The 346-nt window shown below is 47.1% G+C and carries 1 protein-coding gene; it reads right to left on the reverse strand.

Going from position 1 to position 346, the window contains the following annotated elements:
* Positions 1-46 precede the first annotated feature (46 nt).
* Entirely contained in the window at positions 47-205 is a 159-nt protein-coding gene (locus NE609_RS17380; protein ID WP_002596227.1) for a transposon-encoded TnpW family protein, read from the reverse strand.
* Positions 206-346 lie beyond the last annotated feature (141 nt).

Consider the following 346-nt stretch of genomic DNA (forward strand, 5'->3'; position numbering starts at 1 on the left):
CCAGAGACGAAAAGTCAAGGACTTTTTCATCAAATTCACAAAGAAGTCACATTTTGCGGACTTCCTCACGAAGCATACGCTTGATTTTGTCCTCCATCGTCTCTTTGGCGGTCTCGCTGAAATGGACACGGACGATATAGGTGGTCTTGCCAATCTGCTTTCTGACAGTCGGGCAAGTAGCGGTGTTGGTTGCGGTATTGTTCATTCAAAATCCTCCTGTAAATGAAAAAGTGCCCGGTAACTATTCATCATCGGGCGGTGTCGGTATGAGGGAACAAGGCAAGGCGGCAACATTAAGGTATCTATAAAAACCTTGCCGTCTTTGCCACGCTTGCCGTGTTCCTGT

It is taken from the genome of Anaerotruncus sp. DFI.9.16 (assembly GCF_024461615.1).
GTDB lineage: Bacteria > Bacillota > Clostridia > Oscillospirales > Ruminococcaceae > Anaerotruncus > Anaerotruncus massiliensis.

Excerpts from the sequence above, each read along its gene's own strand:
- NE609_RS17380 (WP_002596227.1), bottom strand. The coding sequence starts at position 205 with ATGAACAATACCGCAACCAACACCGCTACTTGCCCGACTGTCAGAAAG.